This window comes from Bacillus sp. ms-22, assembly GCF_009759805.1.
GTDB lineage: Bacteria > Bacillota > Bacilli > Bacillales > Bacillaceae > Bacillus > Bacillus xiamenensis.
This window is the reverse complement of record NZ_CP046653.1, coordinates 441,453-460,948: the sequence shown is the minus strand read 5'-3', so window position 1 is coordinate 460,948 and position 19,496 is coordinate 441,453. Positions and strand designations below refer to the sequence as shown.

Sequence of the window (19,496 nt, the reverse complement as noted above, 5' to 3'; positions counted from 1 at the left end):
CTATCATATATGGAGGAAAGAGTTATTCATGTTGATATTGCTATGGACCGTTTCTTTTTTGACTGCTTTTTTTCTGACGATCACCTTGGTTTACTTTTTTACCTTTTTACTCGCAAAACAGCCTCGTCCTTTTCAAAAAGCATGTGAGCTGACTGTCTATGTCACCTGTATATATCCGCTTAGCTTGGCGATGACAGCTGCCTTTATTCTCATCATGATACTCCTCTACCCCTTTTACTGGCTGCGCGGACGGTAAATATACATACGTTACGCTTGAAAAGCTTCCTTTAATAAACGATACGAAGCCAAACGGTCTTCTATATCATGTGTGATGGTCACAGCGATCACTTCATCTGTACGATAAGCCTTTGCAAGTGCTGTCAGCTGCTGTTTCACAGAGGATGGGGTTCCAACGACCATCCTCTTTCGATTGGCTGCTACTCGTTTTTGTTCATATGGACTGTAGGGATATGCCTGCGCTTCTTCATATGAAGGGAATCCGCCAAGATTCTGACCTTGCTCATTGGCTAATAATGATAAATCTAAGCTGATAGCCAGTTTTTCTGCATGCTCCTCAGTTTCTGCACATAAAACGAAGACCGCAAGACTGACGCGCGGCTGATCACCAAATACTGAAGGTTCAAATCGGTTGATATACTGCCTCATAGAGTCTTCTCCGCCTTCACCATTAATAAACAGAGCAAACGTATAGCCTGCACCTGCTTTTGCGGCAAGCCGAGCACTTCCTCCAGAGGAACCAAGCATCCATACCTCTGGTGCGGTTTCTACCTTCGGAGAAGCGGTCAGATGAGGCAACGGATAAAATTCATCGGCTAAATCATGTAAATAAACTTTCAATTCTTCTACCTGCTCAGGATATTGATCACCAAGGCGCTTGCGTTCACCATGATGAAGGGCAATGGAGGAGATTGGCATGCCTCCAGGGGCACGTCCAAAACCAAGATCAATTCTGCCCGGAGCCAATGCTTCGAGCACTCTGAAGTTCTCTGCTACTTTATAGGCACTGTAGTGGGGAAGCATGACGCCGCCAGAGCCAATACGTATATGTGACGTAACGGCTGATAAATGGCCGAGAAGCACCTCTGGACTCGATCCTGCGAGCCGGTTTGAAAAATGATGCTCAGATACCCAAAATCGGTGATAGCCCCATGTTTCCGCCTGCTTCGCCAGCTCAACTGTCTGCCTCAGCGCCTCTGCAGGCGTCGCATCTCCAATCAAAGGAGATTGATCCAGTATACTTAATTTCATGATGTTGCACCTCTTACAGAAATCCCCCTCTCTCATCGAAAGGGGGAAGTTCTATTTATTTTCGATTAAAACCCTTCTCTTTCACAAAATCTCCGAGGTAGGTACGTTTTGGCTGGCTGAAGCCTCGCAGCATCTGCTCAGACCAAGTATCTTTTCTTTCGCCGTTTGTTCGTTCTTCATAATATGCTGAAATGCGTTCATCATACTCTTTTAAATAACGATCCATATGTGCTTCATCTTGCTGATATGAGTTTTCATGATAAATCAGCTCAGCTGGCAGTCGTTCCTTTTGTGACGATGGATTGGCAGGATGCCCGACAGCCAAACCAAATAACGGCAGTACGTAGGCAGGTGTTTCAAGTAATTCAGACACTTCCTTCAGCTGATTACGCAGTCCGCCAATATAGCAGATACCAAGTCCCATTGATTCTGCGGCAACACTGAGATTTTGCGCAGCCAACGCCGCATCAATCACACTGATGAGGAAGGCTTCCGTATTCTCAAATGCTTCCTGATGGTTCTTCCCTGCTTTTTGCGCAAGATAATCGTGGCGTTTCAAATCTGCACAGAAGACAAAGAAATGCCCATTCTTCTCAACGTATGGCTGATTTCCGGCAAGTTTAGCAAGCTTGGCCTTCTTCTCCTGATCTGTTACACCAATGATGCTATACGCCTGCACATAGCTGGATGTGGATGCCGCTTGTGCACTTTTGACAAGTGTCAGCACCTCGTCCTTTGTCAGACGCTCGTCTGTAAACGAACGGATGGACCGATGATTTAATATGGTTTCTATCGTTTGATTCACTTCGAAGACCTCCTTCACTCCTACTATCATAAGACAAAGTGATATTGCTTTTCAAAAGTTAGACACGCACAAAAAAGAGCAGTCTCTGCTTAGACTGCCCTTTACCCGCTTTACTTAAATAAATAACTTTGATATTTCGTTAATTGAACACTTGCGTTATATACGATACCAAACCCAATTAAAACAGATACGACAGAGCTTCCTCCAAAACTGATAAACAGGAGCGGAATCCCTGTTACAGGCATGACGCCGATGTTCATCCCAATGTTCTGGAACGTATGAATCACAATCAGTGCTGTATATCCTACACAGAAGAATGACGCAAATCGGCTATAAGGATGGATACGATCAATCAGCACGACAAGCCGGTAAATCAGGAAGAAGAACATGATCACAACAAACGCACAGCCGACAAAGCCAAAGGCTTCTCCTATAATAGAGAAAATCATATCTGTCTGTGCCTCTGGGACATATACTTTCAAGTTTTTAATGCCGTTCCCAAAGATTTGTCCAGACCCAATAGCCATAATGGCTCTATCAACCTGAAACTTGTCACTACTTGTAGCATCTTGTGTCTGCGCTTGGTTATCTGAAGTAGAACTATCAGGCAGCCAAGCGGTAATCCGGTTGATCTGATACTGCTGAATCCCCATTTTTTGTGCGAAATCAGGAAATAGGATGATGACGGCTAACACAGCAGCCACTAAGAGTACAACCACTGAACCGAGGAGAGAGATCAATTTCCAATTGACCCCTGATAAAAATACCATGACGATGACAATAAACATACATACCGCAGCCGTCCCTGCATCCTGCAAAAAGATTAGCCCAACTGGTACAGCAGACACCCCAGCGATTTTTAAAAGAAGAAAAATATCATCTTCTAATGTCCGTTTACCTCTTGGGGTTGCCTTCCCAATGACAGATGCGAGCATCATAATCAATCCAATTTTCATGAACTCTGAAGGCTGAAGTGTTCCAATACCCGGTAACACAAACCAGCTTTTTGCACCATTTTTAATTGGTGCAAAATCATGACCTGCAATTTGTGCAGGAGCGATTTTCAGAAAGATTAATAGCATAATGCCGCCTATAAAAATATATAAGCTCAGCTTTTCTAATTGTTCAAGGTCAAAGTAATTAATAGCCACAATACATATGACCCCGACCATGTAGTAAATGATCTGTCTGGTCCATGCGTTAGAACCATACTGTCCAAACTGACCCGCAGCATATATGGCAATAACACTGATGGCAAAGAAGGCTAAAAATATAAAAATCAAATCTCCCTGATAGTAAGGAGATGTATTCTGCTTGTTCATGAACTAACCACCCTTATTACAAAACATAAAAGCCCTTATTTATATTAGATTGAAATTTTCACAAAAGCAACTCACCTTAAATATGACGGAAGATACATCCTAAAGGTTCCATTCAATTTTCAAAAAGTGAAATACTTTTCATTCTAACAATAGGAAAAAATTCCTTTGCACTCTATTAATTCAGCCGATCACAAGTCCTTTAAAAAGATTATTTTACAGATTTTAAGGGGAAAATTCAATGACTTATGTGGCGATATGAAAAGCTAACATCATACCAGCATAAGTTTTACTGAGGTATAAGAAAAAACCATTTTCTACGGAATAAGGCCCATTTTCCAATTATTGAGTTTACAACAATGTCAATTGTGGTATAATAATTGTAACAAAATGTTCACAATATCTCCTAAAAACAGACACAATTGCATCCTGACCTCTCATTTGACTTGAACATCAACTTACAAAGGAGTTGGATACGATGGATATGTTCTTTGCGTACCTATGTATTGCAACGGCTACACCCCTGTTTTTATGGTTAGAAAACAGAAAGATTGCATTAGCTTCTATTCCACCAATTATGATTATGTGGATTTTCTTCGGTCTTTATATGACAAGCAGCTTATCTCCAACAGGACATACCTTCATGATCGCATTCTTTGCCATTAACGTCATTTTGGCTCACATTGCAGCGTTCCTCATCTATGGACTTCCATTCATTCGCAAAAGATTCAGCAGCAGATAGTTATCACACCACCAATTGGAAACGTTATCACAACCATCATAAAAACCACTCATCTTTGATGATGAGTGGTTTTTTATTAATGACCTGAATGCTCAGACTGCTTTGGCGCAGACGGTGAATATCCGTCTTTGCTGTTTTCCCCGTGGCTGTAGTGAGCCGCGAAGATCCAAACAGATCCGATGACGAAAATAATCGCACAGAATAGGCCAAACAATGTATTTCCGACTTGAACAGTCCCGTTCTCGCTCTCTGTCATGTGCATGAACATGAACAGCTGCAAGAATGCTTGAATGAATGCAAAACCAAAGATGATCCATAGCTTTGCGGTACTGCCAATTTCAGCTCCAATGGCAATCCAAAATGCTAAGATCGTTAGCACAATAGATAGACCGAAGCCGACTACATGTTTCCAAGGGAAGTGTTCGTGCTCTGCTGAGGAATGTGTTTTTCCAGCCATATCACAAAAGCCCCCCTAATCCGATCAAGTAAACAGCTGTGAAGATGAAAATCCATACAACATCAAGGAAATGCCAGTATAGACTTGAGATAAAGATCTTCGCTGCTGTTTGTGGTGTTAAACCACGTTTCTTAATTTGGAACAAGATCCCAGTAATCCAGAAGATACCGATGGATACGTGTAGTCCGTGTGTTCCTAAAAGAACAAAGAATGCAGACCAATACGCACTTGTATGGATGCTGGCACCCTCATGTACATAATGGAAGAACTCGAAAATCTCAAAACCAACAAAGCCTGCACCTAGAAGCAGTGTCAGAATCGTCCAGATGACAACCCCTTTTGTACTTCCGCGGCGCATTTCATGAACCGCAATCCCGCACGTAAATGAACTAACTAATAGCAGGAATGTCATGATCAATACTAGCTTCATATCAAACAGCTCAGCTGGTAAAACGCCGCCAGCTGTTCTGCCATGAAGAACAAAGTAGGTCGCAAAAAGTGTTGAGAATAACACGATTTCCGCGCCAAGGAATATCCAGAAACCAAGGATATTTAAACGTCCGGTTTCAGACTGATATTCAAGCGGTGCATTTGCATAGCTGCTATCATTATGTCCCATTACTTCTGCGCCTCCTTATTCTTTTTCTCTGTTTCAATCACTTCTTCAACAGGAATATAGTAGCCATCGTCATATTCGAATGAACGTAAAATCATTGTTGCGAATACACCGATTAAGCCAATTACGCCAATCCAGTACCATTCAAATACAAGACCGAATGCACCAAGTCCGAAGAATGCAGACATGATAAGTGGTCTGCCTGAATTGTGCGGCATGTGAATTTTCTTGAATTCTTTTTCAGGATGAACGTCTACATTGTTCTTCTTCCAATGATGGAATGCATCTGGTGCTGTCACTTCTGGAAGTGCTGCAAAGTTGTAATGCGGCGGAATTGCAGAAGATGTCGCCCAGTCAAGTGTACGTCCTTCTCCCCAGCTGTCTCCAGACACTTCACGTTTCGCGTGTCTCCAGCTGTAGTAAATGTTGTAGCAAAGGATGATGAATCCGATACCCATCATGAATGCACCAATTGTTGAAATAAAGTTTAGTGCCGTCCAGCCATCTTCTGGTCCATACGTATAAATACGTCTTGGCATTCCTTGCAGTCCTAAGAAGTACTGCGGGAAGAAACAGATGTTGAAACCAATCATGAATACCCAGAAGAACCATTTGCCGATGCGTTCGTTTAACTTGTAACCAAACATTTTCGGATACCAGAAAACAAGACCAGCAAAACAAGCAAATACCGTACCTGCGATTAATACATAGTGGAAGTGGGATACTAGGAAGTACGTGTTATGGTACTGGTAATCCGCAGCTGCCATCGCAAGCATAACCCCAGTCACACCACCGATCACAAAGTTCGGGATGAAACCAAGTGCCCAAAGCATTGGGGATGTAAAGCTGATACGGCCTCGATACATCGTAAAGAGCCAGTTAAAGATTTTTACACCTGTTGGTACAGAAATCGCCATTGTTGTAATCGAGAAGAATGAGTTAACCGCTGCACTGTTCCCCATTGTAAAGAAGTGGTGAACCCACACAATGAAGCTAAGAACAGAGATTGCCACAATCGATACAACCATCGCTTTGTAACCAAACAACTGCTTTCTTGAGAACGTCGCAAAGATTTCTGAGAAAATACCGAAAGCCGGCAGGATCACGATATATACCTCAGGATGTCCCCAAATCCAGAAAAGGTTCGCCCAAAGCATTGGCATACCGCCTGCTTCGAGTGTAAAGAATGCAGAACCGAATAAACGATCGAATGTCATAAGTGCTAAAGCAACTGTTAATACAGGGAATGCGAAAACGATGATGACAGACGTAATCAATGTAGTCCATGTAAACATCGGCATACGCATAAGCGTCATACCTTTTGTACGCATTTTTAAGATGGTCACCATGAAGTTAATACCTGTCATAAGTGTACCAATACCTGCAATTTGGAGCCCAAGCAAGTAATAGTTCTGTCCAGGTCCTGGTGAGAAATCATTTCCGGCGAGCGGCATGTAACTCGTCCAGCCTGCACTTGGTGATCCTCCAATAACGAAGGAAATGTTGAACAGCATTGCTCCGACCATGAATGTCCAGAAGCTAAGGTTGTTCAAATACGGGAATGCAACGTCACGTGCACCAATTTGAAGAGGAACAACGACGTTGATCAAACCAATTAAAAATGGCATCGCCATGAATAGAATCATGATCGTACCATGCGTTGTAAAAATTTCATTATAGTGGTTGGAATTCAAAAACGTATTATTAGGAAGCGCCAGCTGTGCGCGCATCATCAGTCCGTCTACCCCACCGCGGAAGAACATAATCACAGCAGCAAGGATATACATGATCCCCAGCTTTTTATGATCAACTGATGTCAGCCATTCTTTCCAGAGCCATTTCCACTTTTTGAAGTAGGTTAAAACAAACACGATGGCAATGGAAGTAAGAGCGATAGAAATTTGCGCACCAAGAATTAATGGGTCTCCAGTTACAAAAAACTCATCCCATTTTAAATGCATAACGGCCTCCTCCTTTCCTTAGTCAGTTTATTCTGATTCTAGTTTTCTTTTATAGTTCTTCACATTCTCGAAAGGATCTGTCTTGGAATGCGGAGAAACTGCTTGATAACCTAAACGTTTGCGTGCTTGGAGTGCGTATTCAGCATCCTCTCCGTGCTTCGCAAAAGATAAATGTGTTGATGAGAAAGTCTGCACATCTGCAGCATCAGGAAGCATCAAGTAGTCATACGTTTTCTTCGTTAACTTTGGTGCTTCTTTTTTCGTTTTACTTACCCATTTATCATAGTCAGACTGCGTCATCGCATTGACTTTGAATTTTTGCTGAGCAAAGCCTTCACCTGTGAAGTTGGCGTTTCTTCCTTCGTATGTGCCTACTTCATCAGCTTGAAGATATTGTTCCATTTCCATTCCAGCCATCGCATACTTCTCCCCGCCTAGCTGAGGAATCCATAGTGATGCCATTGTATCAGCGGAAGTGATTTTGAATAAAATCGGCTGATCTTTTGGAATGTTTAAGTAGTTCACTGTTTCAATATTTTCCTCTGGATAACTAAAGATCCATTTCCAATCAACTGCTGTAGCATAAATAACCAGTGGATCTTTATGGCTTGTTGCTTGAGGCGCTTCTTCCAAAGAGTAAATTGTTTTTACAGTTGGAACCGAAAGGGCAGCAACGATTAATATTGGGATCACTGTCCAGATAACTTCTAGAAGCGTATTCCCGTGTAATTCCGGGTTATAAGAGGCGTTTCCAACGTCCTTACGCTCACGGTATTTCACCAAAATGATGGTAAACAGTACAAATACCGCACCAACGATAAAGAGCATGAATCCGATAGATAAAAGGATTAAGTCTTTTTGTTGTGCTGCGACTGGCCCTTTAGGATCTAAAACAGCGATATTGCTGCAACCTCCTAATACAAAAACACTCACGAGCATCGCTAATAAAAGCATAGGTTTAATGGCTCTGAACAAGAAGATCACCATCCTTCCTTAAATAATGTATAAATTGCTGAATAATTGTGAAAAGCCATCTGCCTTCGAAAACTTTTCTTCCCTTTGTAATGCTATCAAAATCTGTTAGAGTTAGCTTCCCTTTTTTCAAAAGTTCATTTATTTTTCAACAGATTTCTAATAAAATGTCATAAATTCGCCATAAATTTATATTATTGCAGACACAATAAATTTCTAGGAATTTGAAAAGTTGAGAGCGGAAGGCAAAGGACATACAATCAAGAACTTTGTCAAATTTAGGTTTACCACAATAAAAAAGTTTGGTCAAATTTCAATTTAACTTGATGAAATTTTATCTAGGTAAACAATTTCAAAATAGGTATCCCCACATTTAACAAAAACCTTTTTCATTTTAACGCAAGTTGACAAGAAAAGAAAGTATCGATCGTCCTCCTGTGCGCTGTAATGATTGGTAATGGTGATAAATGAGTGGAATCTCACTAAAGACTTCCAGCAAAAAAACCGGCTCATCGCCGGCTTTCTCATGATTCTTCTCTCACCAAGATGTCGGGACGTCTATAGATGACGCCATCATGTTCGATGTCAATGTATGTCCACTTGCCCGTATAGGTTAAGAAGCGATTTCCCTCTGTCTCTACGACCATCGTATCCTCAGATTTTAACCCCGGTAATGAAGGGTTCCAAGTGAATACTTGATGAAGCTGAATCTCTTCCTTCGATGATGGAACTGCAATGATCTCTCGAGATACAAAACCCGTTTTCCCGCCTTGATGAAGCTTTTTCCAGCTATCGGGGAAGCCTTCTTTTTCATACTGGGCAATTCCTGCCTTCAGTACATCTCCAATGGTGTTTCCAGGACGAGTAGCCGTATTCATGACCGTGTCAATCCGCGCAAGCCGTCCCCTGTTTTCTTCAAGCTCCTTTGGAAGCTGGCCAAAGTAAACGGATCTTGTGACATTTGCCACGAGTCCATGCCGTTCCGCACAAAGGACAACAAGCGCATGCTTTTGAATCGATTTTTCAGTTGGAATCGGGTGACGATATTGCTGTATCCGGTCATCTGTCGCCACGAGGAGCACTTCAATTGTCATACCTTGCGCGATCGCTCTTTGAGCAACAAGCGAGGCAATTTCGTGCTCTGTCTGGCCTGGGACGATTTCTTTACAGACACTCTCTACAATGACGGCTGTTTCATAACAAAGGGTTTCATATTGGCTGAGCTGTGATGAGGAAAGGATTGATCGAACAAGAGACAAATCTGGTTCAATCCATTCAACGCCTTCCATTTGAATATCCGCTCCGATTCGTTTTTCTTTTGTGAGCTTTTGAACATAGGCAGTCTCATCCTCATACCAATCCATCGTCACCACTTGATAGGGGTGATCAAAATACGCCATTTCTTCTTCAATGATTCGTTTTTCTTCCATTTGATTCACAATCAATACGATGTCGTCTTTCAACACAAGCAGGTGGCAAACGCCCTCTGGCGTGTTTAACACGATGTGATTTCTTCTCCCTCCTGTGAGCCAGGAAAAGTTATTTCGCTTTTGAATCAGGACACCATCAAGCTGTTTTGTTTCCATTAAGCTTCTTACCTGTTCAATCATCTAATCACCTGCCTGTATGGAGTGTTCGAATGAAACGCTTAAATGCTGTTTTCCCTTGCCCGGTTCTTTTAAACACACCCGCCTGCGAAAGAATCTGAGAAAAAATCAGGCCGATTTCTTTTTGTAAAATCGCTTCTATGTTGTCCTCTGTAAAGATATGCTCTTCAAGCAGACGCTCCGTCCATGACTCGTGCTTCATAATGGCAGGGCGGGCCTTGATTTGTTCAAGAGGGTTTTCAGAGAGCAGCACCGTTTTTAACTGGCTTAACTCCTCTGCTAATCTTCCAGGAAGGACGGCAAGACCCATGACTTCAATTAACCCGATATTCTCTTTTTTCATATGATGGACTTCTTTGTGCGGGTGGAAGATTCCGTCTGGATGACGTTCGTCTGTACGGTTATTCCTCAGCACTAGATCTAATTCATACTCATCCCCATGACGGCGTGCGATAGGTGTAATCGTATTGTGCGGAGTCTCTCCTGTATGAGCAATCAGATCCACAGCTTCATCTGAATACATTTTCCACTCATTTAAAATAAATTCCGCTGCGTTCGCAAGCATCTGCCGGTCGCTGCTTTGAAGCCGAATCACAGACATCGGCCATTTCACAATGCCCGCTTTCACATGTGAAAACCCTTCGAGAGAAAAAACATCTTCCATCTCTGCTTTCGCCATCGGAAATTCATGTGCACCGCCTTGAAAATGGTCATGACTTAATATACTGCCCCCGACGATGGGGAGATCGGCGTTTGATCCAATGAAATAGTGTGGATATATAGATATGAAGGAAAGCAGTCGTTCAAAGGTCTTTTTTGTGATGCTCATTGGCTCATGTTCACCTTTGAACACAATGCAATGCTCGTTGTAATACACATATGGTGAAAATTGCATAAACCATGATTCATCTGTGAGCGTGACAGGGATAATCCGGTGATTCTGCCTTGCTGGGTGGTTGATCCGTCCCCCAAACCCAACGTTTTCTTTACAAAGGAGACAAAGAGGATATTGCTTTTGACTGAGCTTCTTGGCTTCAGCGATCGCTTTTGGGTCTTTTTCCGGTTTCGATAGATTAATCGTGATCTCCAGTACACCATCGTCTGTAGGTGTAAACCACTGCACATTTTTGGCGATTCTGCCTGTATGAATATAGTGTGCATGCTGCTGCATCTCATAGAACCAGTTTGTGGCGGCCTTTGGCCCTTCATGCTGGCGTTTCTCTTCAAACTTCCCATAGATGACACTTGGAGGCGCCACTAGACAGCCCATGATTTTGGCATCTAGTAAATCACGATACGTATCCGTCCCTTCTGGAATGAGACCTGTTTCCACTGCCCAATCAAGCATTGGCATTAAGATGTCTTCAAGGTCCATTCCGCCTGAGACCTTCCTTGCCTCCGCTTCATCGAGCTCAAGCACTTCAAGCAGTCGATTCCTCGTATAATCGATATCTAGTGGTGATATAAGCTCTTTATCGATCCCGTATTGAATCAGCTGTTCCAGCCTTTCAAAAATATCAGTCGCCATTCCCTCGGTCTCCTCTCTTGCCTACCTGTTATGCTTTACTCACTTTGGTAGCCTTCTGGATGTTTCTGAAACCAATCCCATGCACTTTGAATGATGGTGTGAAGATCTGCATATTGAGGCTTCCATCCCAATTCTTGCAGCGCCTTTTCTGAAGAAGCTATCAGCTTTGCAGGATCTCCTGCGCGTCTTTTTGCTATCTGTGCTGGAATGGCATGACCCGTTACTTCTCTTGCGGCTTCCACTACCTGCTTCACAGAGAAGCCAGTGCCATTCCCTAAGTTGTAAGTTGCACTTCCTTTTCCTTCACGCAGACGATCAACCGCTAAGATGTGTGCCTCCACTAAATCCATGACATGAATGTAATCTCTAATGCACGTGCCGTCCTCTGTCTCATAATCATCGCCGTAAATCATGATCTGATCACGTTTTCCTAAAGCCACTTGAAGAATAATCGGGATCAGATGCGTTTCTGGCTGATGATCTTCACCGACAAGGCCTTCTGTATGAGCACCCGCTACATTAAAGTAACGAAGCACAACGTACTCTATGCCATATGCTTGCTCAGACCACTTCAGCATTTTTTCAATCGCCAGCTTCGTTTCTCCATAAGGGTTTGTTGGATTCGTCTCATCCGTTTCAACGATCGGCACACGCTTTGGTTCACCATATGTAGCAGCAGTTGAAGAGAAGACGATGCGTTTCACACCAAATTCATTCATCACCTGAAGCAAAGCAGTGGCCCCTCCGACGTTGTTGTCATAGTACTTTAACGGATCGGTCACACTCTCACCAACAAGTGAATCTGCTGCAAAGTGCATCACCGCTTCAATTTGATGCGTTTGAAAAACCCGTCTTAGAAAAGCTTGATCTCTTAAATCACCCTCCTCTAATACAGCTCCCTCAATAACCGCTTCTTTATGTCCTGTCTGCAGATTATCAACAATCACCACTTGTTCTCCTCTAGCTAAAAGAGCCGCCACTGCATGACTGCCAATAAAACCTGCTCCTCCACAAACTAAAATTGTCATTAAATTTCCTCCTTTTATAATTCTCTGGCGCCGCCTCCAATTCCAGCTGTGTAAAAAGAGGCTTGAATTCCTGTTTTTTCTTCGTACATCGCACCTGTTTCTTCTATAAATGAGTCCACCAGCTCTTCTTTCACAATGCTGACTGTGCAGCCCCCAAAGCCAGCACCTGTCATACGGGAACCAATCGTCCCTGGATGGTGCCAGGCGGCTTCTGCCAGTGCATCTAGTTCGAGTCCAGTCACTTCATAATCATTCTTTAAAGAAAGGTGAGAAGCCTTCATGAGAACGCCTAGTTCTTTCATTTTATCATCTTTTAGAAATTTTACTGCTTTCATGGTCCTCTCGTTTTCCGTCACTGCATGTGTTGCACGTTTGCGGCACGTTTCATCTTGAATCAAATGGGCATACTTGGCGAATTCATCCGACGTGAGCTCACATAAATGCGCTATGTCTATTTCTTTCCTAAGGTCGTTTAAAGCAGATTGACACTCAAAACGGCGTTCATTGTATTTGGAGTCTGCCAGTGTCCGCTTTTTGTTTGTATTGGCAATGACGAGCGCTAGCCCCTCTTGCCGAAATGGGCTGTATTCAAAGGAAAGGGTGTCACAATTAAGTAAAATGGCGTGACCTTCTTTTCCAAGGCTAATCGAAAACTGATCCATGATACCGCAATTGACGCCAATGAATTCATTTTCTGCACGCTGCGCAAGAAGGGCGAGATCGACATGTGAAACGCCGAATGACAACCATTCATTGATCAAGACAGCTGTAACGAGCTCAATGGAGGCAGAGGATGACAATCCTGCACCGTTTGGAATATTACCGCCGTACACAATATCAAAGCCTTCTTTTATATCCATGCCTGCTTCAATAAACTGATTGAACACTCCCTTTGGATAGTTCGCCCAGCCGTCCGATTCTACGTAAGCGATTTCAAAAAGATTGAACTCTTTCACACCTTCTTCTTTAAAGTTCAAGGAGTACATTCTGACGCGGCCATCTGTCCGTTTTGCTCCCGCCGCATACGTGCCAAGAGTGAGAGCGCAAGGGAAGACATGGCCTCCATTGTAATCTGTATGTTCACCGATCAGGTTCACCCTGCCTGGGGCGAAAAAATACCGAAGTTCTTCTTGATCTCCAAATTGCTGGTGAAAGGCCGCTCGTAACGTGTCGATCATATCCATTCCCCTTTTCTCTTCTGATAATCTTATTTTAGTTGCCCAGGCAGCGGAAATTCAATGGTAAAAAAACCGTTTAAAAATACCCTTTTTTTGCTGTGAATGGTACGATGTGATATGAGGTGTACCATGATTCAAAATAGAAAAAGGTTGTTTTTTGCTGTGAAGGGGGATTTCCAATTTGAAGAAGGAAGCATTTGCATTTCGTTTTCACCATTCTGATGTAACATTGCCGGCCCAAATATGGTCTGTTGGCTGGGAAGTGCAATCATCTTCGCTGTACAGTTGGAATGGAGTAGAGCGGAAGGATCAGGGCAAGTGCATCTTTCAGCTCACACTGTCTGGACATGGCATGATTGAAATCGGACAGAAGCGATTCAAAGTATTGCCTGGACAGGCCTTTCTCGTGAAAAGCCCAAGTGCCTATCAATACTATTTTCCAGAAGACAGTGAGCATTGGGAATTTCTCTATTTGACCCTTTACGGGGAAGCTTGCGATCTTTGCTTTGATCAATTTATGAATCAAGGAAAGCAGGTCATACGTTTTCATCCAAATTCCAAACCGATCCGCCTGCTAAAGAAAATCTATGATGAAGCCAGTGAAAGACGGATCACCAATCCATTTGAGGGATCTAGCCTTGCTTATCAATTTGTCATGGAACTGTATTCATATTTGCCAAAGCTTGAAGGACAAATGGAGAAATGGCCTGAACCCATCGTCCAAGCGGCCTTGTTTGCAAGTCATCATTTTCACGAGGAAATCGGCCCTGACGACATGGCAGTTGCGGCACGTTTATCTAAAAGTCATTTTACGAGGGAATTCAAAAAGGCAACTGGCTTCACACCGATTCACTATTTAACCAATATTCGTTTAGAAAAGGCGGAAACGTTATTAAAAACAACGAAATACTCGATTGAAGAAATCGCCATACAGTGTGGCTACCGAAACGCGAATTACTTGAATAAAGTTTTTCGAAAGAAAATCGGCATGTCTCCAAAGCAACTGCGGGAAACAAGCGATGCATAATAAAAAGCAGCCGCTTTTCAATTGGCTGCTTCTTTTACGCTTTCGTCAGGTCAACACGAATTCTCCCTTGTCTTAAAACAATGGTCATTTGCGTGTCAGGGGTCATTAAATTTTCTAAAATGTCCGTTGCCGTTTGAAGCGCAATGTCCATTCGGTTGATCTTTTCCTTTTCTTGTTCAGAAAACGCTTCTGGATGTGCGGTCATTTCTTTGACTAGCCTCAACACTTGTTCATGCTGCTTTTCTGTTTGTTGATACACGGCATCATATAATACGTCTGGCCTGCTGCTCATTTCACATCACCTATCTTTTTCATGTGTTAAATCGCATCTTCTTTTGTTTTCTTGAACACGAACCATTTACTGGCGACATAATTGACCACGACAATCACAAAGTTAACAAGGATTTTTGCGACGGTTTCATTGAGCGCCATTTGGCTCACAAATAAGATCATCAGCCCCAGATCTACACCTAGAGACATGAGACGGACACTAAAAAATGAAGAAAGCTCACGCATGAGGCTTTTTGTGTCACGAGCCTTTTGCTTGAAGACATACTTCTTATTGGTGATATAAGCAAAGAGAACAGCAAATACCCATGAAACAACCGTTGCTGTTTTATAATCCATGGAAAACATCTCAACGAATAAATAGAAGCTGACTATGTTGACAATGGTTGTACACACACCCATGACCAGATACATGACAACTTCTTGATACTTTTGAAAAAGGCTATACATGTCTTTCTTCATTCCTTCTTGGTGAATTCTGTTTCTTTTAGAATACCATCTGAAGAAGAACTTCCCAAACGAACAATATGTACGTCCTGCAAAGATGAAATTTGTTCTAACTGATGGCATATGTCAACCTCATCGGTTTATATGAGTCAAACGATTTAGGTCTTTATCATTATTTTAATTTATAATCTTTTAACTGACTTTACAATTGTTTATTATTAGAAGTAAGAAATCAATATTTTTGGGTTTTTTAGTCATTTTTTTAGGGACGTGGTAGGTGATAGATTTTACAAAATAGGTTAAATGTCATCATTTTTCGACAAAAATCTATTTTTGTGCTGCATTCACACACACGTACAGTTACTAGACGGTTTGTTCAAGTCATTGGTTGCAGATGAATATGTCTTATTGAACTGGAGGATATTATGGATACGCAAGTGAAAAGAAGAGTTGACGAAGAGTGGGTTTATTTGATTCAGGAAGCGAAAAAAATTGGACTAGGCATCGAAGAAATACAAGCTTTTTTAACATCCAACGGTGATCAGAAGATGATAAACAAACCGTAAATCAACGCCGTTATCCTTTGTCTTTCAGATTGCTTTGGCTAAAAGTTCTGACCTGTCAATTGACCTTTTGAAAATCCTTTCATGACAATACGCTACAATAATTGAACACCTCATCATACCAATCCCTTCCACTCAATGGGGTTCTGTCTTTCTATTTTAGGAGGACAGTCCGTTTCCCGTTCTTTATATGATTCCTTTTTAACCGCCATTCATGGAAAGTGCCCTTCCTTCGTTATAAAACCAAGCTTCCCACCCATATATTAAGCATGAACACAATACGAAGAAAGAAAGGCGGGTGGAGCGTGAGTTCAGATTCCCTTTCCTATTATCACCACAAAAAGGATCAGTATTATCACGGTGTGAATCCTGTCATCGTCAGCCGTATTCATGAGGAATGGACATCTATTTTGGATATCGGATGCGGCACAGGCCAGCTTGGAAAAGTCCTAAAACAGCAGGGCCGGGCCATATACGGGATTGAAGCTTTTGAGGATGCGGCAAAGCAGGCTGAACAGACGTTAGATCATGTTTTATGCGGCAATATTGAACAGATGGCTCTTCCTTATCGGGATGAACAGTTTGACTGCATGATTTTCGGAGACGTCCTCGAACATTTATTGGACCCGTGGGCTGCTTTAAAAAAGGTCAAACCCTTTCTTAAAAAGGAAGGAGTCATCCTGGCATCCATTCCGAATATTGGTCATATTTCAACGGTTTTAGAATTACTAGCCGGAAAATTTTCTTATACAGATGAAGGGTTAATGGATCAAACACATTTACGTTTCTTTACCCTTCATGAAATTCATGCACTTTTTCATTCGGCGGGATTTCATATTCGGGAGCTCGAAACCATTCGCGTACAGCATCCTTCCTATGAGGCCGTAATGAATGATTTGCATGAATTACTTGTGAAGCATGGCATCCGTTTCGATTTTAACGAGGCAGCAACAGCCTATCAATACGTGGTGGAGGCCGTTCAGTTCAATGAGTAACCCTGCCATCTTATTTGTCCTATGCGTGAATGATGAGTCAATGTTTGAAGCTTGCTTCCGGCAGCTCGCTTCCCTTCCTGCTCCGCATGGGTATCATGTCGAGGTCTTTCCCATTAGACAGGCTTCAAGTATGGCCTCTGGATACAATGAAGCCCTCTCTCATCCCGCTCAATTTAAAATTTATCTTCATCAGGATACACTGATCGTCAAACAACATATGCTTCTAGAGCTCATTCCGCTTTTTTTACAAAATCCATCACTCGGCTTACTTGGGGTGATAGGTGCAGAAAGTGTGCCTGACAATGGGATTTGGTGGGAAAGCCATAATTGCAGAGGAAAAGTGATAGAGTATCGTCACGACACCTATCAGCTGCTTTCGTTTGAATCACGTCATCAACAAACGGAGAAACAAGATTATTTGAAAGCTTCGGCTGTTGACGGTCTTTTTATGGCGACTCAATATGACATGAAGTGGCGTGAGGATCTGTTTGACGGCTTTCATTTTTATGATGTGTCACAGTCATTTGAGTTCGCTCAGCAAGGGTATGAGGTTGGGATTGCGAAACAAGAAGAACCTTGGTGTATACACAAATGCGGAGATCATTTTGACGCTGAAGCATATGAAAAAGCGAGACAAACATTTCTTGCGAATTATCGGTAGAAAGCACCCTTTCCGGGTGCCTTTTTTATGATATACTGTCATAAACAGCCAGATTGTCTCATATGCATTGGAGTACCTTGTCCCTAATTCGTACAAAGGAGGAAACAATGGCAGACAAAAAAGTTCATTATAAGAAGGTTGCCGCTTCAGAGGATTTCAGAAAACTTCTTGAGGAAAAACGCAGATTTATCGTACCGTTGACGATTTTCTTTTTTCTCTTTTACTTTTCACTTCCGGTTGCTACATCCTACTTCACCTTTTTGAACGCGCCAGCAATCGGGGCGATCACTTGGGCTTGGTTATTCGCCCTCACACAATTTGTCATGACATGGGTTTTATGTGGGCTTTATGCGAAAAAAGCAGCTCAGTTCGACAAATATGTAAGCGCTTTAAAAGTTGAATCGAGAGGTGATGACGAATGAGCATGACCGCTTTTATTTTATTCGTAGCGATCGTAGGGCTCACATTGGTCATCACATATTTTGCTGCGAAAAAAACAAGCAATGCAAGTGATTTTTACACAGCAGGCGGCGGCCTTACAGGGTTTCAAAATGGTCTTGCCATCGCTGGTGACTATATGTCTGCTGCTTCATTTTTAGGGATCGCTGGAATGATCGCCTTAAATGGATTTGATGGCTTCTTCTATAGCATTGGCTTTCTTGTAGCATATCTTGTCGTCCTTTATGTCGTGGCTGAACCACTGCGAAATCTAGGGAAATATACAATGGCCGATATGATTGCTGCACGATTCAAACGGCCTGCCATTCGAGGCGTTGCTGCCTTTAACACCATCACGGTCTCTACTTTTTATATGATTGCACAGCTTGTAGGAGCAGGGGCATTAATTAAACTGCTGCTTGGCATTGATTATTGGATCGCTGTGTTAATCGTGGGTGTCTTGATGACCATTTATGTTGTGTTTGGCGGTATGATCGCTACCAGCTGGGTACAGATCACGAAGGCTGTTCTCCTAATGCTCGGAACGTTGATCATATCACTGCTTGTGTTTGCAAAGTTTGATTTTAGTTTGCTGAAGATGTTTGAACAAATGAAAACAGCGACCCCGCTCGGTGAAGCTTTCCTCCATCCGGGGAATAAATATGATGTCCCTTTAGAAACATTGTCCCTTAACCTTGCCCTGGTGCTTGGGACGGCAGGTTTGCCGCATATTTTGATTCGTTTTTATACGGTTAAGGATGCGATTTCTGCGCGGAAATCTGTCCTTTCAGCCACTTGGATCATCGGGATTTTTTATTTAATGACGGTGTTTCTTGGCTTCGGTGCCGCTGCCTTTGTCGGCACAGAGGCCATCACAGCAGCGGATGCAGCAGGAAATATGGCCGCACCACTGCTTGCACAAGCTCTTGGAGGAGATTTCTTATTTGCCTTTGTTTCTGCCATCGCCTTTGCGACTATATTGGCTGTGGTGACGGGATTAGTGCTTTCCGCAGCGTCTGCTTTTGCCCATGACTTTTATAGTCAGATCATCCGTAAAGGGAAAGCGAGCGAACGGGAACAAGTTAAGGCAGCACGCTTTGCTTCCATTGGCGTGTCTATTCTCTCTATTGTCCTTGCGTTATTTGCTCAATCCTTAAACGTCGCTTTTCTTGTATCACTTGCCTTCGCCGTTGCAGCAAGTGCGAATTTGCCATTGATCATTTTCACGGTCTTTTGGAAACGATTCAATTCTACTGGCGCTATAGCAGGAAGCTTAACAGGTCTTTTGAGCGCACTCATCATCGTATCGCTCAGCCCAAGCGTCTGGGACCCATCAGGGGGAGCCATCTTCACAGGAGAGCCGCTCATCCCGCTGTCGAACCCTGGGATTATCTCTATCCCTCTTGGATTCCTTGCGGCTTACTTAGGCACCATTTTCTCCTCTGAAAAAGCAGATGAAGACACCTTTACAGAAATTCAAGTAAAGGCACATACAGGCATGCATATGGATACTGATTGATCAGAAAAGCCGGCTGCTCTGCCGGCTTTTTTGTGTTCTTTCTATTCAAAACAGATCTCAATACGGTTTTAATCGA

21 protein-coding genes are annotated in these 19,496 nt (G+C 42.7%); 8 read left to right on the top strand and 13 right to left on the bottom strand.

What is annotated here, in order from left to right; genetic code table 11:
- Positions 1–28: 28 nt before the first annotated feature.
- The gene (locus tag GPA07_RS02410) at positions 29–256 is read left to right on the top strand and encodes a hypothetical protein (protein WP_008359606.1); all 228 of its coding nucleotides are present in this window, start codon (positions 29–31) and stop codon (positions 254–256) included.
- A gap of 11 nt (positions 257–267) precedes the next feature.
- Here the strand turns inward: GPA07_RS02410 and GPA07_RS02405 are convergent, their stop codons facing one another.
- The 3 genes from GPA07_RS02405 to GPA07_RS02395 all read right to left on the bottom strand — a co-directional run bounded on the left by GPA07_RS02405 (position 268) and on the right by GPA07_RS02395 (position 3,396).
- Positions 268–1,269: an LLM class flavin-dependent oxidoreductase gene (locus GPA07_RS02405; RefSeq protein WP_157291970.1), complete on the bottom strand. Its 1,002-nt coding sequence runs from the start codon at positions 1,267–1,269 to the stop codon at positions 268–270.
- 55 nt (positions 1,270–1,324) lie between these two features.
- Positions 1,325–2,074: an oxygen-insensitive NADPH nitroreductase gene (nfsA, locus tag GPA07_RS02400; RefSeq protein WP_071168388.1), complete on the bottom strand. Its 750-nt coding sequence runs from the start codon at positions 2,072–2,074 to the stop codon at positions 1,325–1,327.
- A 110-nt stretch (positions 2,075–2,184) separates the two neighbouring features.
- Positions 2,185–3,396 (bottom strand): FtsW/RodA/SpoVE family cell cycle protein, encoded by a 1,212-nt coding sequence (locus GPA07_RS02395; RefSeq protein WP_008359611.1) that lies wholly within the window; start codon positions 3,394–3,396, stop codon positions 2,185–2,187.
- A gap of 475 nt (positions 3,397–3,871) precedes the next feature.
- On the opposite strand from GPA07_RS02395, the gene GPA07_RS02390 reads away from it, so the two are divergent.
- Entirely contained in the window at positions 3,872–4,135 is a 264-nt protein-coding gene (locus GPA07_RS02390; protein WP_008359613.1) for a spore morphogenesis/germination protein YwcE, read from the top strand.
- A gap of 76 nt (positions 4,136–4,211) precedes the next feature.
- Here the strand turns inward: GPA07_RS02390 and qoxD are convergent, their stop codons facing one another.
- From qoxD to GPA07_RS02350, 8 genes are all read right to left on the bottom strand, one after another.
- Positions 4,212–4,592 carry a cytochrome aa3 quinol oxidase subunit IV gene (qoxD, locus tag GPA07_RS02385; protein ID WP_157291969.1) on the bottom strand — a complete coding sequence of 127 codons (381 nt, stop codon included), beginning with the start codon at positions 4,590–4,592 and terminating at the stop codon, positions 4,212–4,214.
- Between the two features lies 1 nt (position 4,593).
- Entirely contained in the window at positions 4,594–5,211 is a 618-nt protein-coding gene (gene qoxC, locus GPA07_RS02380; RefSeq protein ID WP_008359616.1) for a cytochrome aa3 quinol oxidase subunit III, read from the bottom strand.
- Positions 5,211–7,169, bottom strand: a complete 1,959-nt coding sequence (gene qoxB / locus GPA07_RS02375) for a cytochrome aa3 quinol oxidase subunit I (RefSeq protein WP_008359617.1) — start codon at positions 7,167–7,169, stop codon at positions 5,211–5,213. Before qoxB ends, qoxC begins: the two co-directional genes overlap by 1 nt.
- A gap of 27 nt (positions 7,170–7,196) precedes the next feature.
- Positions 7,197–8,153 (bottom strand): cytochrome aa3 quinol oxidase subunit II, encoded by a 957-nt coding sequence (qoxA, locus tag GPA07_RS02370; RefSeq protein WP_145939431.1) that lies wholly within the window; start codon positions 8,151–8,153, stop codon positions 7,197–7,199.
- Positions 8,154–8,665: 512 nt separating this feature from the next.
- Entirely contained in the window at positions 8,666–9,751 is a 1,086-nt protein-coding gene (locus GPA07_RS02365) for a M24 family metallopeptidase (RefSeq protein ID WP_157291968.1), read from the bottom strand.
- 4 nt (positions 9,752–9,755) lie between these two features.
- Positions 9,756–11,276, bottom strand: coding sequence for a UDP-glucose--hexose-1-phosphate uridylyltransferase (gene galT / locus GPA07_RS02360; RefSeq protein WP_157291967.1), 1,521 nt, complete (start codon positions 11,274–11,276; stop codon positions 9,756–9,758).
- A gap of 35 nt (positions 11,277–11,311) precedes the next feature.
- Positions 11,312–12,304, bottom strand: coding sequence for a UDP-glucose 4-epimerase GalE (gene galE, locus GPA07_RS02355; RefSeq protein ID WP_008359625.1), 993 nt, complete (start codon positions 12,302–12,304; stop codon positions 11,312–11,314).
- Positions 12,305–12,318: 14 nt separating this feature from the next.
- Positions 12,319–13,482, bottom strand: a complete 1,164-nt coding sequence (locus GPA07_RS02350; RefSeq protein WP_071169211.1) for a galactokinase — start codon at positions 13,480–13,482, stop codon at positions 12,319–12,321.
- 181 nt (positions 13,483–13,663) lie between these two features.
- Between GPA07_RS02350 and GPA07_RS02345 the strand changes: the two genes are divergently transcribed.
- The gene (locus GPA07_RS02345) at positions 13,664–14,509 is read left to right on the top strand and encodes an AraC family transcriptional regulator (protein WP_008359630.1); all 846 of its coding nucleotides are present in this window, start codon (positions 13,664–13,666) and stop codon (positions 14,507–14,509) included.
- 34 nt (positions 14,510–14,543) lie between these two features.
- Here GPA07_RS02345 and GPA07_RS02340 read toward each other — a convergent pair whose 3' ends face one another.
- A complete protein-coding gene (locus GPA07_RS02340) occupies positions 14,544–14,801 on the bottom strand; it encodes a hypothetical protein (protein WP_008359632.1) in 258 nt (85 codons plus the stop codon).
- 26 nt (positions 14,802–14,827) lie between these two features.
- On the bottom strand, positions 14,828–15,211 hold the full coding sequence (locus tag GPA07_RS02335) for a GtrA family protein (RefSeq protein WP_012011676.1): 384 nt from the start codon (positions 15,209–15,211) through the stop codon (positions 14,828–14,830).
- A 458-nt stretch (positions 15,212–15,669) separates the two neighbouring features.
- Here GPA07_RS02335 and GPA07_RS02330 point away from each other — a divergent pair, with 458 nt between their 5' ends.
- The 5 genes from GPA07_RS02330 (at position 15,670) to GPA07_RS02310 (ending at position 19,420) form a co-directional block, all read left to right on the top strand.
- Complete coding sequence (locus tag GPA07_RS02330) at positions 15,670–15,810, top strand: anti-repressor SinI family protein (protein ID WP_008345506.1); 141 nt, start codon at positions 15,670–15,672, stop codon at positions 15,808–15,810.
- Between the two features lie 302 nt (positions 15,811–16,112).
- Positions 16,113–16,802 carry a class I SAM-dependent methyltransferase gene (locus GPA07_RS02325; RefSeq protein WP_157291966.1) on the top strand — a complete coding sequence of 230 codons (690 nt, stop codon included), beginning with the start codon at positions 16,113–16,115 and terminating at the stop codon, positions 16,800–16,802.
- Positions 16,795–17,463 (top strand): glycosyltransferase family protein, encoded by a 669-nt coding sequence (locus tag GPA07_RS02320; protein ID WP_157291965.1) that lies wholly within the window; start codon positions 16,795–16,797, stop codon positions 17,461–17,463. Before GPA07_RS02325 ends, GPA07_RS02320 begins: the two co-directional genes overlap by 8 nt.
- Positions 17,464–17,570: 107 nt before the next feature.
- Entirely contained in the window at positions 17,571–17,885 is a 315-nt protein-coding gene (locus tag GPA07_RS02315; protein ID WP_008359643.1) for a DUF485 domain-containing protein, read from the top strand.
- Entirely contained in the window at positions 17,882–19,420 is a 1,539-nt protein-coding gene (locus GPA07_RS02310) for a solute symporter family protein (protein WP_008359646.1), read from the top strand. Before GPA07_RS02315 ends, GPA07_RS02310 begins: the two co-directional genes overlap by 4 nt.
- Positions 19,421–19,496: the final 76 nt, after the last annotated feature.